Below are 14,443 nucleotides of genomic sequence, written 5' to 3'. Positions count from 1 at the left end.
AAGGATATTCCAAACAAATTTTAATCTTCGTCTACCGTATCCAGTTTCAGCTTATCGCTATCGTCCCGCTTTTCGTAATATTGTTTCCGTAACGGATTCGTACGGGCAGCCTTTTCTCTCCGGCGATTACGAAAAACATCAATAGCGACATAAATCGCCTGGCGGAAAGAATCTTCACTGGCAATCCCTTTTCCTGCGATGTCATAAGCTGTCCCATGAGCCGGAGAAGTACGTACCACCGGAAGGCCGGCGGTGTAGTTCACTCCGTCATCCATTGCCAAAGCTTTAAACGGGGCCAGTCCCTGGTCATGGTACATTGCCAATATCCCGTCGAAGTGTGTATAATTACCCGCTCCCATAAATCCGTCGGCAGCATAAGGCCCATAACAAAGGATTCCTTTTTCTTCCATCTCTTTCATCGCCGGGATTATCACTTCCTGTTCCTCTGTACCTAACAACCCTCCGTCTCCGGCATGAGGATTAAGGGACAATACCGCAATGCGCGGAGCGCCTATGCCAAAATCCTGTTTCAAACAGCGGTTGAATATCATCAGCTTTTCCTGAATCAGTTCTTTGGTTATCGCAGTCGCGATTTCCCTGACAGGGATATGCGTCGTCACCAGGGCTACCCGGAAATCATCTTTCATCAGAATCATCAATGATTTATTCCCGTCTCCCAAACGTTCTTCGATATACTCCGTATGTCCGGGAAAAGAGAATTCTTCCGACTGGATGGTATGTTTATTAATCGGAGCCGTTACAATGACGTCAATCAGCCCTTCACGATACTCCTCGATAGCACGCTCCAAAGCTCCCAATGCAGCCTTTCCCGCTTCAGGGTCCGGTTTCGCAAATTCCACTTTCACTTCGTCGTCCGTACAGTTAACGACGCTCAAACGATTATGCCCCGCTTCGGAAGCCGAATTGATTATACTGAAATTAGTCGGCAAATCCAAAGATTTGCGATGATAGGCAGCCACTTTCGGCGAGCCATAGATAACAGGAGTACATAATTCCAACATTGCAGGGTCGGCAAATGTCTTTAGAATCACTTCATAACCAACCCCGTTAATATCTCCTTGGGTAATACCGATTTTTATTTTGTAATCTTCCATGTTTTTATTTATTAGTCTGTCCTGCTTCCTTGGATACCCCTCCTAATGGAATCTGATTTTGCTGAACCTCATTCGGCAATTTCAATGTATAAAGAGATGCTTCCATCTGGCGAACCAAGTTACGTTTCATTTTATCCGGTGAATATACAAATATTTCTGCTGTAATAATCCGCTGGTTTTTCTCGTCCAACCGGGTATGGGATACATACGGGCCACCCATAAAATCACCTTTCATGCGCCATAACCCGCGGGCTTCCAGCGTATAAGTGTCCTGCACATTAATCGGACGGACATCCGTCAACAAAGAATCGGTCGACATATAAACTCCCTCCTTGAAACCGGGAATGTTAACCTTCATCACAGAGTCACGCTTATGCACGAAATATTCTTTAGTAAATGTATCCTTGTCTGTATAAGGATAAGAATATATTACGAAGTTACGGTCGGCAGTACCCGTATTGGTAGAAGCCCAGAAGAAATCCTCTCCGGTCTTTGAATTGGCCAGCTCGGCAGGAATCCAAATGTCGCATCCGAATAAACTGTCCACCTTATGAGAGATGAAATTGCTGTGCTTCTCTTCCAGAGCAGTTATCTGACGGTTCATCTCCGCACGGGTAAAGAAGTCGATAATGGTCTGCTTGTTCTCTTTCACAAATTTCCCGAACTCTTCTTCGTTCGGCGCCTGGATGGTTAATATCATCTGCGGATTAGCATACACATCCTTGGCATATTTGAAAGATGGCTTCGTATAGATGTCCTGTATGTCCACAATGATGATATTGCGGATTAACTTCAAAGTAGAATCATAATTTTTCGGTGAAGTGTACATGATACGAAAAGAGGGCTCCGATTGGGGCAAACCGGGCATATCGGAATCGAGCACATCATGTAAAGCTCTTCCTGCCGCACGCTCCCAAACACCTTGGTCTACCACGACCAAAAGTTCGTATGCACGTCCGCTGGAAGTATGATTTCCTCTAAGACTACAAGAAGCCACTGAAAAGGCTATCAAAGCCATGCTTAAATAAAAAAAGTACTTTTTCATGATGTTGGATTTTATATTAACTCTTATTATTTTCTTCCTGTTTTGCAGTCGAGAGCATGCCGCACGCAGCAAAAATATCTTCTCCTCTCGAAGAGCGGACGGTAGTGAAAAGCCCGTGTGAAGTCAGATAATCGCGGAAACGAATCATCGTGTCCATATCCGCCCCTTCAAGATTCACTCCCGGAATAGCATGAAAACGAATCAGATTAATCCTGCACTCTAAACCGCGCAACAGTTTCAACAACTCTTTGGCATAAACCTGAGAGTCATTGAGTCCCTTAAAAACAATATATTCAAATGAAAGTCGGCGCTGTTTGCTAAAATCATAGTTTTTTAACAGTTCCACAATCTCGCAAATAGGATAACCTTTTTCCGCCGGCATCAGTTCGGCACGCTGGACAGCCAGGGGAGAATGAAGGCTGATAGCCAAATGGCAATCGCTTTCTTCAATAAAACGCTTCAGTCCTTTCCGTAATCCGACAGTAGAGAGAGTTATACGTTTCGGACTCCAACCATAACCATACGAAGCGGTAAGTATATCCAGCGCCTTCAATACTTCATCCGGATTATCGAGCGGCTCTCCCATTCCCATCATGACAACATTTGTCAGTTTGTCCCGTTCAGGCAACGAATGAATCTGGTTGACTATCTGGTTCGCGGTTAAATTAGCCGTATATCCTTGCTTTCCGGTCATGCAGAATTTACAATTCATCTTGCAACCTACCTGTGAAGAGACGCACAAAGTAGCCCTGTCGCCGTCCGGTATATATACAGATTCCACAAAATGCCCTTCACCGACCTTATACAAATACTTCACCGTACCGTCTACGGAACGCATTTCATCTACCGGTCCCTCTGCTCCCACTTCATACTCCTGCTTGAGCAACTCCCGAAACTTCAATGACAAATTAGTCATCTCATCAATCGAGGCCGCCTTTTTACCGTAGAGCCAAGATGCGATTTGCCGGGCTGCAAACCCTGGCATCCCCAGTCTTTTCGCCAATGACTGAAGCTCTGCGAGAGTCATACCTAAAAGAGGATACTTAGACATTATTCTTTCCGTTCATGGTTTATATTTGCAAATGTAAGGAAATAAAGTCGATTTCCGTATAGCGACAATGTAAAAGTTAACAAAATTCACCTATCCGGCCATTAAGGTGACAGAGAGAACGGATAAAAATAATCGGACATAAACTATACGTACCATTTTTAAACGTATAATTTATGTCCGAAATATCAATCAAGTCCTGTTGTTCTTCGTATTCTTTCTGTAACAAATATTCTTTAGAAGAACAGGTAACGGGTATCTTTCACGTTGGCTTTCAGATATAAGTCATTCATCAGACGGCTGGCGAAACGCGCATGCATATTAGTCAACGTAGCTTCCTCATCTTTAGCGTTGAACGTATCATTCAGCTTATCTTTGCCGTACATCTGCAATACATACACCCCGGCATTACCTTTAATCGGAGCGCTCAACTGGTTCATGTCAGCAACGGAAGCATAGGCGCCGACCAATGGTTCGCTGCTACGCAATGCGGAAACATAAGCCGGAGCGGCAAACGTAACCATTTTCAACGAATCGCTGACAGCATTGGGCAGGGTTTTGTACTGGTCGAACGAAGCCGCATTAGCAGCCTTCATATCAGCAATAATCTTTTCTGCTTTCTTATCTTTCACAATTTCAGCTCTCAACTGTTCCTGTACAGCTCTAAGCGGACGGTATCCCTCCGGTTTGATACTTACCAGGCCTACTACAATCATGTGATCGCTTTCACCGCATTCATACAAACCTGAGATTTCACCCGGTTCCGCTTTGTCAAACACCCATCTTAAAGCTTCCTTTGTACCTCTCACACCACCTATACCGTGTTCCGAACTATAAAGGTCAGCCCTGTCAAGAAGTTTGTATCCGGCTTCTTCAGCATTGGCAACCATCTTCTCTACAGAAGGATTGGCGGCAATGAACTGGCTAAAATCATTGTAAGCACGATTATAAGTCTCCTTGCTGAATTCCACTTCACGTTTAACAACCGCTACCTTATATTTATCTTTCACGGCTTTCTTATTAGTCACCTGGAGAATCACATTGACTTGTCCTAACGGTAAATTCACCACTTCGTTCACACCTGTATTATTGATGGCAGAGATAAATTTCAGGTTATCGCCCTCAATCTGCGCTCCTTCATACTGGGCGGAGGTCATCCAGTTAGAATCACCGGTCTGTCCGTATTTCTTAGCAAGGTCGGCAAAATTCGCCCCGCCTTTGATAGCATTGTAAATACTGTCTGCCAAAGTCTTTGTTCTTGAAGCATCCGCATCGTACACCTGAATCTGGCGGAACTCGATGGAATCGGCAGCAGCAGTCTTGGCAATTATCTTAAAAGAATTGATAGTATTGTCACCGCCATTGTAATAAGGCCCGTAAACCGAACCGATAGAAGCGGAGTCCAAACGTGCCACTACATCCGACGGGAAGGCAGTCTTGTTGTAAAACAAATCCACATAAGGAGTTTCCGAACCTACGGAACGGATGAAAGAAGTATAATCGCTTGTCGTTTCAGCCAACTGTGCAGTAGCCTCGTCCACTTCTTTTTGGATAGCAGCCCTGTCTTCCGCACTGGCAGTCACCTGTACATCAATATATTTGATATCGCGAGTTTCCTGATATTGCCTGAACTGCTCTTTCTTCTTGTTATACAAATCCTTTAATTCCGATTCCTTTACTACAATAGTAGAATCCACTACGGAAGAATAAGGCACAGCAGCCAGCAATAAATCATATTGATTCACTCTTGCATCAAAAGCTTCCTGTGCTTCCACCGGATTAGAGATAAGAGCTTTGGAAACCAATGCCTGGTATTTTTCAGCCAGGCGGCTCTGAATCAATGTTTTCTGGATAAACGACCAGTATTTATACATGTTATGATATTGTTCCGCATATTGTGCTGACATCTGCGACTCGCTCAACTTGGCATATTCCACCAAGAATTTGTTCAGCATATCCTTATCGAAATTCCCGGTTTGCGGATTCTGGAAAGGAGTTTGTCTCAGTAGAGGATGAACACCTGCTTTCAGAATATCCTGGATTTCAGCAGCGGAAACAGTCAGTCCCAATGCCTCTGCTTCTTTCTCAATCAGTTTATTGTTAACATAGGAACGCCATACTTCATCACGTACCTGGCTGGTTTGTTCGTCATTCAAGGCGGTCACTCCACGCATAAGTTTCACGACTTCAGTATATTCTTCTACCAAATTCTGATACTCCTGAGCGGAAAGAGCGTCTCCGTTCACCTCGCCAACGTCATGTGCCTGGTGAGGCTGCATCACCTTCCATGCGTCTCCCGCAATGAAAGCAAACAGCGCCAAGCCGATAACAATCACCAATAGAGGTCCTTTCGACCTAATGTTTTGTAATGTTGCCATTTTGATTAATACGATTTATGTTTATTATTATTTCTTCAAACTGTCATTTTAGCGCACGAAGATACAAAAAATGCTAATATGCTTCTATTTATTGGCTAAAAATTTCTCTGTAATCATCATTATTCCATGACTTTTAAGCGTACAAGCTCTATTTTCGTTGCAGTCACCTTGATTATCTTGAACTGATAACGTCCTGCCCGGATAACCTCATGCAACTTCGGGAAACTCTGATACTGATTCAAAATCAAGCCTCCCACGGTCAGATACTCATCGGATTCGGGCAAATCGAGTCCGAACGTTTCATTTACTTTCTCAATCTCCAAACGGCCGGACAATATATATTCATGTTCGCCTATCTGCTTGCAGATATAAGATGTGTTGTCATGTTCATCTTCTATGTCACCAAAAATCTCTTCAACCAAATCTTCCAATGAAACGATACCGGACGTACCGCCGAATTCGTCAACGACTACCGCTATCGTCTTTTTCTGCTGCATGAACAGTTTCATCAATTTATTAGCAGCCATCGTTTCAGGCACAATCGACACCTGTTTCACATTTTCATGCCAGTCGGTCGGCGCCCGGAACATTTCCGAAGAATGAATATACCCGACCACATTATCAATATTGCCGTCATATACAATAATCTTGGAAATGCCGGATTCTATAAAACGGTTTTTCAAATCGTCCAACGAAGCGGTAAGATCAACGGCAACGACTTCGGTACGCGGAACAATACAGTCACGAATCTTAATATTGGAAAAGTCAAGTGCATTTTGAAAGATTTTCACTTCCGTATCCAGCTCTTCTTCATTTTCGGCATTATCAATACTGCTTTGTACGAAATAATCTAAATCCACTTTGCCGAAAGCTTTATCGGAAGCGTCCTTATTGACTTTCACCCCGAAGATACGCAGAAAAAGACAAGACAATCCTGAAGACAACTTAGAGACGGGATATAAAACGATGTAGCAAATAAAAAGTGGAATGGCGGAAATATTCAATACCAGATTAGGATTGACTTTAAATAAGGTTTTCGGAAGAAATTCTCCTGTCACCAGGATTATCAATGTAGAAATAACAGTCTGCGCCAAAACCATTAGAAAATGGTTATCAATCAAACCGGCCAGCAAATTGTCGCCAATAATCTGTGCCATCAAAATACCGTAGATAACCAATGCGATATTGTTTCCTACCAGCATAGTGGAAATAAACTCATTCGGATTCCTGAAAAAGATAGAAAGGACACGGGAAGTTACTCCACCCTTGCGTTCCATCTCGAAACGCAGTTTATCCACCGACACAAATGCAATCTCCATTCCTGAAAAGAAAGCGGAGAAAGCCATAGTGATTATTAGAGAAATATAAACATCCATAGCTTATTTCACTGAATCTTTTTTCACAGAATCCGCCGGCAACACTTTTGTTTCCGGTTGAGGAGGAGCAGTCGCTTTATCATCCACATAAAAAATACCTTCAATATTGCGGATGACATAAACCGTCATTTGCTGGTTGGAATCAAAGCCGTGCCCGGTAATAATCCGGTCCGGTTGCTGGATACGTATGAATTTATCGGAGTACACCTTCTGGGTCGCCTCGTTCCAATAAAGCAATTCCGTATTGAAACGTTCTCCCTTCCGGTTCTGTATATCCACATTTCCAATCAGTTTCCAGAGTCTTTCCTTGTCATAATAGTAGGCAGTATCCGCTTTTATACTGGCTTCTACATGAAAAATCGAATCAAACTGTTCAAGGTACACTCCTTTTTCAAATGCCCAATAAGAAGGCTTCTTACGGTCAAAAACCAACCACTCTTCCGTATTCACCCGATAACGGGTCACACCCGAATCGGAAATCAGGGTGGTAACCCCCAATGTCTGCATCACCGGCATTGAATCGCGCTCGGTGATAGCTTCTCCCGTAGCCTTTTGCTTACCACCGCAGGAGGGAAATAAAAGGAGCATAACAATTGTCCCCAAGACAATTGTTATGCTCATGCTTTTATGCAATAAACGGTTACTTCGTTTTCGCAACATGGTTTTATCTAATCGTTGTAGTCTCCCCAATCCAGCCGCCGATAGTGATACGGTCGCCTTGCTTGTAACCCAACATAAAGAGGTCTTTCGCTTGAGGAGTATGGGCAGAATATCTGCTGATTAATTTGTTGGCTTCTTCTGCAACGCTCGGATCCACTTGTTTTGCACGTTGCAATTTGTCAATCACAGCGAAATATGTACACTTATTCAGGGCCGACTCATCGCTCCAGTTAGGACTCATTGCATAAAGATTGGCAATCAGGATATACGGAGCACCATAATTTTCATTAAAGCCGATAGCCTTCTGGCAATAGGTTCTTGCTTGAGACAGTTTTTTAGCAGAAGCCAGCACCGCAGCGGTAGCGTATGCTTTCTCCGCTTTTTTCGCATTATCCGTTTCCAGATTGATTGCTTCGTCGAAGAACTTCACCGCATTGTCGATATCTCCTTTCTTGAATGCCTGATAAGCACATCCCGTAGCAGCTTCAGCCGTAGGTTCTATTTTATAAGCATAGAAAGATGCCTGTAAATAAGCTTCGCTATCCGTACATTTCATCATTTTCATGATTTCGATTACTTTTTTCAAGTAAGCCAAATCAGTCTGGTTAGCTTCCACTTGCGGGCCATAAATTCCTTGCAAGGACTCGCAATCGGCAGTACCGCTATTCACAAACAAAGCGACTAAATTATCCTTGATACCAAGTAAAACCTTCTTTTTAGCTTCATTGGTTTCGGCAGCAATCGCAGCATCCGCATATTCGGAAGCAGACAGATAATCCTGTATAAACTGCTCCTTATGAGCGGGATCCGCTTTCAACTTATCCAACGACATTTGCAGAAAATAAAACAATGTAGCACCTGCAGACTCACCCTTCACCGCATTTACCGACTGGCTTAACCATTGATAGGCCTGGTTCACGTCAATCTTCGGAGCAAAGGCAATATAGTCCACCGCTTTAATTCCCAGCGCTTCTTCTGCAGAAGAGACTTTCGTCCCCTTAGCCAGGAAGTCCGGAGTATATTTGATACGCAAATCGTGCGTATTCATCAATTCATTAAAATATTTCTGGTAATCCGGATTATTCTTGTCTTTGATTTGTCCCATCAAACCTTTCAGAATCTTATATCCGTCTGTAAAAGTATAGAAACGAAGTGTAGGACAGTTTTCCAACACAGCTTTCCAAGGAGTATACGCATCTTTAAAGTTACCTGCACGCACAGCTTCATGCGATATACTACTGTTTGAATTACAGTTAGTCGCATCCTGTGCTACCACAGTAGTCGCCCCTGCCGAAAGGAACAACATAGCTACAAGCGTTTTAATTTTCATTGTATTTAAATTTTAGTTGTTAGTATAATATAGTCGTCTATTCTCTCCTCATTTTTAGTACTTCCGCTAAGAATAAATACATAACAGCGGCAAATGGTTCATACATCCCCATCCTTTTTATTCAACCCTGCGTTTGAAGAACCAACGTTCATTGAACGTCAACCCGATACTTACGCGAAAAATATTTTCATTCACCATATTCGTTTCCAGTCCCTTTACACGGACAAACTGCCCGGTAATACTGAGAATAGAACGGGAACGGGGAACGGGCAAGCCGAAACCGGCTGTCACGCCATATTCACGGGCCGCTTTCTTACCGCCGATTTTATAATACGGAGACGTATAATACGCTCCCAAACGGTATTTGATATGAGCCAAATAAGAACGCCCCATCAAATTGGGGATATATTCCGCACCCACAGATATCTTAGAACGGTCACAATAAGCATAAGTTTCATTGAAATCTTCATTTACACGTTTATCATCGACCGCATTTATGCCGAATTTAGCTTTCGACCATTGTTGCAGACTATAATCCGCACCGATAGTCAAACGTTTGTCATAGTTATAAGTAAATCCCACACCGAACATATCGGGAAGCTCAAAAGTCGCATTCAAATCCTGTGAGACCGTCGTACTATTCTGCGTCGTTGCCGTATAATCATTATTCAACTTATGCTTGGGAGAATACACGGCCCCGATTGTCACCGAATGTTTCTTATCGATATCCTGCGTGTACTGCACACCGAAATCCAACTTATAGTCGGAAATCGACAACCCCATCTGCTGGATATAAGAATAAGAATCCGTCGTTGACGGATAAAGTACAGTTGTAGAACGGGTTATATCTCCCCAGAAATAAGAGGCATTCACACCTAACGAAAGATTTTTAAACACCTTTACACCTATTCCGGCATACAACTGGTGCAGACCGCCATCTCCCGTAAAACTTCTGGAATAACTCAACGTATTGTCACCTTGGCCCGATGTCTGAGAATCCGCCACGGAATATCCCACGTTTGAAAACGGCAACAATCCCACACTCATCGCCACTCTGGGATGTAAACGGAACTGCATGGCCAAATAGTCAAAGCTGGAATTCTTGGCATTCAATTTTACACCGCCGCCGCTTACATTCATATTTTGCAGGCTGACTCCCCCTTCAAATAAAAACGTTAATGAATCAATGGCTGTGTATGAAGCAGGATTTACGGCATTAATCTGCGCTCCGTCCCGAAGCCCAAAGGCAATTCCTCCCATCGCCCTGCTATTTCCGAAACTCTGATCGGACAAGTCGCCATAGCCGTATCGTGTATAAGGAGAGTTTGTATTATTTTGAGCAATTGCCATTCCGGTAACCATCGTGAGCAAAAGCGCACAAAGTGTGTGTTTAAATCCTACCATTATTATAGTTTAAAATTCTATTTAATCCTTTCAACACTAAAAATCTATCTGCAAAGATGATACTTTTTACGCTGCTATCAAAAGAAAAATCATCTCCGCCCGTTAAAAAAACCAAAAGTTCAGGATATTTATGCTTCATAGACTCAATATAACCTGAAATTTCATACTCTATCCCTTTCAAGACTCCCGCACGTATAGCCGTTTCAGTATCCCGTCCCATCGGGAGTTTACGCCCGTCGGCACCAATGAGAGGCAAACGTCCCGTAAACCGGTTAAGCGCCTTGAAACGCATCTGCATGCCGGGAGATATATTACCGCCATGATATCGTCCTTCCGAATCAATAAACTCATAAGTAATGCATGTGCCGGCGTCGATAACCAGGATATCTTTATGGGGAAACCGTTCGTTTGCCCCCACTACGGCAGCCATCCGGTCATATCCCAACGTTTCGGGAGTTTCATATAGATTAGTCACAGGAAGCGGAGTCTTGTGATTGAGCCATAACAATGGAAAAGGCAAAGCCGCCAATTCGGAAAGAATCCGTTCGCTCAAATCAATCACAGTAGCGACAATCCCCTGTTGAATCGGATACTTGGCACAGAGAGGCTCCAGGCAATCCAATGACTGATTGGAGTCGGTCAGCACTTCCACCATTTCCCTATCATTAAAAAGGGCAATCTTTGCAGTTGTATTCCCTATGTCGATAATTAAATTCAATCTTTTTCCATCTTTAGCGGGCGCAAAGGTAAAGTAAAAAAAAGAAAAGTTGAAACATCTGGAAAGAATTATCTTCAAGTTCCTTTCTTTTCATTCCCGGATTTTCAGAAATCCCGTATTTTCATCATCTTCCTCTCCCATAATCTGCCGTATCCCGACACAAAAGCCTCCCCAAAGCTCCCACGCTTGCAAAACAAGACACGTTATTGCACAGCTTATCCGTAACATCTTCCATTACACACATTCCCCCCAATCATTCCTGCCCGTTCCCGCACATAATCCACATGCATTCATACCCCTTATCCAACCATTACACCTAATTATATTATATAACTCCGGACAACCGGCTCAAATTATCCCCATAACGAATTGTTTTTTCTAAACAAACGATTGTCCTGCCAACTATTCTTCGTATATTCGTCACCGAATTAAAATGAAATAAACAGCCTGATGAAACACCCGGTTATTCATATACTTCTTTTCTTTTTCCTGTCATTCCTGCCTTTTGGGAAAACGGCAGCCATGAATAATGATTCCATTCGTCTAAGTTTGCTGACCTGTGCCCCCGGAGAAGAAATATATTCTTTATTCGGACACACGGCCATCCGTTACGAAAACCTTTCGCAGGGAGTGGACATCGTATTCAATTACGGATTATTCAATTTCAATACACCGAACTTCATTTTCCGCTTTTCACTAGGAGAGACGGATTACCTGTTAGGGGTAACCGACTATGCCCGTTTCGCTTCCGAATACGAATTCTTCGGGCGTAGCGTATGGCAACAAACGCTGAACCTGACCGATGAAGAAAAAGACCGGTTAATCCGGCTACTGCAAGAAAACTACCGTCCGGAAAACCGCATATACCGCTATAATTTCTTTTATGACAATTGCGCAACCCGCCCGCGCGACAAGATAGAAGAAAGTATTGCAGGAAAAGTGGTTTACCCTACAGAACCCCAAGACGGTTCCCGTTCTTTCCGCGACATTGTCCGCCAATACTGCAAAGGGCATCCGTGGGCGCGCTTCGGCATCGACTTATGTATCGGAAGCGAAGCGGACCATCCCATTACCCAACGGCAAATGATGTTCGCCCCTTTCTACCTCATGGACGCCTTTGCCGGTGCGCAAATTATCGGCGATTCCATTCAACGCCCGCTCGTCAGCACCCACGAACTCATCATAGACGCTATTCCGGAAACATCCCGGAACGGCTGGACACCTACTCCGCTGCAATGTTCGCTCATCCTGTTCATGTTGACCGCAGCCGCCACAATTTACGGTATCCGCCGACGGACAGGACTTTGGGGAATCGACCTCATTATATTCGGAGCGGCAGGCGCCGCAGGTTGCATCCTCGCATTTTTGGCCCTCTTCTCACAACATCCTGCCGTCAGCTCCAATTACCTGCTGTTCGTCTTCCATCCGGGACAGCTTTTTTTCCTTCCCTATATCATTTATTGTATCCGAAAAAGAAAGAAATGCTGGTATTTGACTTTCAATCTTATTGTTTTAACACTTTTTATAGTGCTTTTTCCACTAATTCCGCAAAGATTTGACTTTGCTGTTGTACCTTTGGCACTCAGTTTGCTGATACGTTCAGCAAGCAACCTGATTGTGACATCTAAAAAGAAATAATGAAAGGATTACTGACTTCCCTCATCACCGTACTGACTTTTACCGGGCTACAAGCCCAGTCACTCCCTGCTGCCCCCAAATTAGTAGTAGGATTAACGATTGACCAATTACGTACGGACTACCTGGAAGCCTTTTCGTCACTTTACGGCGAGAAAGGTTTCAAACGTCTGTGGAAAGAGGGAAGAGTATTTCACAATGCCGAATATACTTTCAGCAGCGTAGACCGGGCTTCCGCCGTGGCAGCCATTTACAGCGGTACGACTCCCTCCGTAAACGGAATCATTTCCAAACGCTGGATGGACGTTTCCACCCTTCGCCCTGTCAACAGTACGGACGACACGGCCTTTATGGGATATTACACAGACCGGACAGCCGCACCGACCAAACTGCTGACCTCTACCATTGCCGACGAACTCAAGATAGCCACACAAGGCAAAGGACTTGTATATGCCATCGCTCCGAATTGCGATGCCGCAATTTTTTCTGCCGGACACGCCGGTAACGGTGCATTCTGGCTGAATCCCAACACCGGGAAATGGAGCGGGACCACCTATTACGGAGAATTTCCCTGGTGGGCAAGCCAATACAACGACCACCACGCTATCGATTTCCGTATCGCCAATATTACATGGGAACCTGTTTTTCCACGGGAAATGTACACTTTTCTGCCAGATTGGCGGGACATGCTTTTCAAATATAAATTTGATGACGACCGCAACAACAAATACCGGCGTTTTATCACAAGCCCTTTTGTAAACGATGAGGTGAACGCGCTTGCAGAAGAGGCGTTAAACAAAAGTTTGCTCGGTATGGACGACATCACCGACTTACTGGCGCTCACTTATTACGCAGGTAACTACGCACACAAATCCGTACAGGAATGTGCTATGGAAATCCAGGACACCTATGTACGTCTCGACCGGAGCATTGCCAATCTGCTTGAGGTACTCGACAAAAAAGTCGGATTGCAGAACGTGCTCATTTTCATCACGTCAACCGGCTACACGGACAACGAATCGCCAGATTCCGGATTATATAAGATTCCTGGCGGAGAGTTCTACCTCAACCGTTGCGCCGCCTTATTAAACATGTACCTGATGGCTACTTACGGAGAAGGCAAATATGTAGAGACCTACCACAACCAACAAATTTACCTTAACCATAAGTTGCTGGAAAGCAAAAATCTGAACTTAACGGAAATACAGCAAAAATCTGCCGAATTCCTGATACAGTTCAGCGGAGTGAACGAAGCCTATTCCGCCCACAGGCTCCTGTTGGGTTCATGGACTCCGGAAATCCATAAAATACGTAACGGCTATCACCGCAAACGTTCGGGGGACCTCGTAATCGACGTGCTCCCCGGATGGTCCATTGTCAATGAAAACGGCAATGAAAATAAAGTGGTGCGTCATTCCTATATCCCCTCACCGTTGATTTTTATGGGATATTCCGTTAAACCGGCAATTATACAGACTCCGGTAACCATCGACCATATCGCACCTACACTGGCACATTTCATGCGTATCCGCGCACCCAACGCATGCGCTTCCGCCCCGATTGCCGACCTCCGGTAAAAGAAACCTCACAAAAACAGAGTGCAAAGCATAAATAAATCAGCATTTTAATGTAACTTTGCAGAGATTTAAAGCCGCAGATTAGGCAGATTCATACAGATTACGATGAAATTCGTTTTTCTGTCGGATACAATCCGCACAACCTGCAAAATCTGTA

Annotated in this window: 11 protein-coding genes; 2 read left to right on the top strand and 9 right to left on the bottom strand. The window is 44.1% G+C overall.

Going from position 1 to position 14,443, the window contains the following annotated elements; all coding sequences use genetic code 11:
• Positions 1-20 precede the first annotated feature (20 nt).
• The 9 genes from pdxA to Q5076_RS06815 all read right to left on the bottom strand — a co-directional run bounded on the left by pdxA (position 21) and on the right by Q5076_RS06815 (position 11,074).
• Positions 21-1,115 carry a 4-hydroxythreonine-4-phosphate dehydrogenase PdxA gene (pdxA, locus tag Q5076_RS06855; protein WP_303011937.1) on the bottom strand — a complete coding sequence of 365 codons (1,095 nt, stop codon included), beginning with the start codon at positions 1,113-1,115 and terminating at the stop codon, positions 21-23.
• A gap of 4 nt (positions 1,116-1,119) precedes the next feature.
• Positions 1,120-2,160, bottom strand: coding sequence for a DUF4837 family protein (locus Q5076_RS06850; RefSeq protein ID WP_303011936.1), 1,041 nt, complete (start codon positions 2,158-2,160; stop codon positions 1,120-1,122).
• Positions 2,161-2,176: 16 nt separating this feature from the next.
• The gene (gene rlmN / locus Q5076_RS06845; RefSeq protein WP_303011933.1) at positions 2,177-3,211 is read right to left on the bottom strand and encodes a 23S rRNA (adenine(2503)-C(2))-methyltransferase RlmN; all 1,035 of its coding nucleotides are present in this window, start codon (positions 3,209-3,211) and stop codon (positions 2,177-2,179) included.
• A gap of 233 nt (positions 3,212-3,444) precedes the next feature.
• Positions 3,445-5,586, bottom strand: coding sequence for a peptidylprolyl isomerase (locus tag Q5076_RS06840; RefSeq protein ID WP_303011931.1), 2,142 nt, complete (start codon positions 5,584-5,586; stop codon positions 3,445-3,447).
• A gap of 119 nt (positions 5,587-5,705) precedes the next feature.
• Positions 5,706-6,962: a hemolysin family protein gene (locus Q5076_RS06835; protein ID WP_303011929.1), complete on the bottom strand. Its 1,257-nt coding sequence runs from the start codon at positions 6,960-6,962 to the stop codon at positions 5,706-5,708.
• Positions 6,963-6,965: 3 nt separating this feature from the next.
• Positions 6,966-7,583: an LPS export ABC transporter periplasmic protein LptC gene (lptC, locus tag Q5076_RS06830; RefSeq protein WP_303011927.1), complete on the bottom strand. Its 618-nt coding sequence runs from the start codon at positions 7,581-7,583 to the stop codon at positions 6,966-6,968.
• 43 nt (positions 7,584-7,626) lie between these two features.
• The gene (locus Q5076_RS06825; RefSeq protein WP_303011925.1) at positions 7,627-8,952 is read right to left on the bottom strand and encodes a M48 family metallopeptidase; all 1,326 of its coding nucleotides are present in this window, start codon (positions 8,950-8,952) and stop codon (positions 7,627-7,629) included.
• A 117-nt stretch (positions 8,953-9,069) separates the two neighbouring features.
• Positions 9,070-10,356 (bottom strand): OmpP1/FadL family transporter, encoded by a 1,287-nt coding sequence (locus tag Q5076_RS06820; RefSeq protein WP_303011924.1) that lies wholly within the window; start codon positions 10,354-10,356, stop codon positions 9,070-9,072.
• Positions 10,343-11,074 (bottom strand): type III pantothenate kinase, encoded by a 732-nt coding sequence (locus Q5076_RS06815; RefSeq protein WP_303011923.1) that lies wholly within the window; start codon positions 11,072-11,074, stop codon positions 10,343-10,345. The genes Q5076_RS06820 and Q5076_RS06815 overlap by 14 nt, the downstream gene beginning before the upstream one ends.
• Before the next feature lie 522 nt (positions 11,075-11,596).
• Here Q5076_RS06815 and Q5076_RS06810 point away from each other — a divergent pair.
• Together Q5076_RS06810 and Q5076_RS06805 are read left to right on the top strand one after the other, a co-directional pair.
• Positions 11,597-12,712: a DUF4105 domain-containing protein gene (locus Q5076_RS06810; protein ID WP_303011991.1), complete on the top strand. Its 1,116-nt coding sequence runs from the start codon at positions 11,597-11,599 to the stop codon at positions 12,710-12,712.
• A complete protein-coding gene (locus Q5076_RS06805) occupies positions 12,712-14,286 on the top strand; it encodes an alkaline phosphatase family protein (protein WP_303011922.1) in 1,575 nt (524 codons plus the stop codon). Before Q5076_RS06810 ends, Q5076_RS06805 begins: the two co-directional genes overlap by 1 nt.
• Positions 14,287-14,443: the final 157 nt, after the last annotated feature.

The organism is uncultured Bacteroides sp. (assembly GCF_958445495.1).
Lineage (GTDB): Bacteria > Bacteroidota > Bacteroidia > Bacteroidales > Bacteroidaceae > Bacteroides.
The sequence above is the reverse complement of the archived record's forward strand: the minus strand, read 5'-3'. Positions and strand labels throughout refer to the sequence as shown.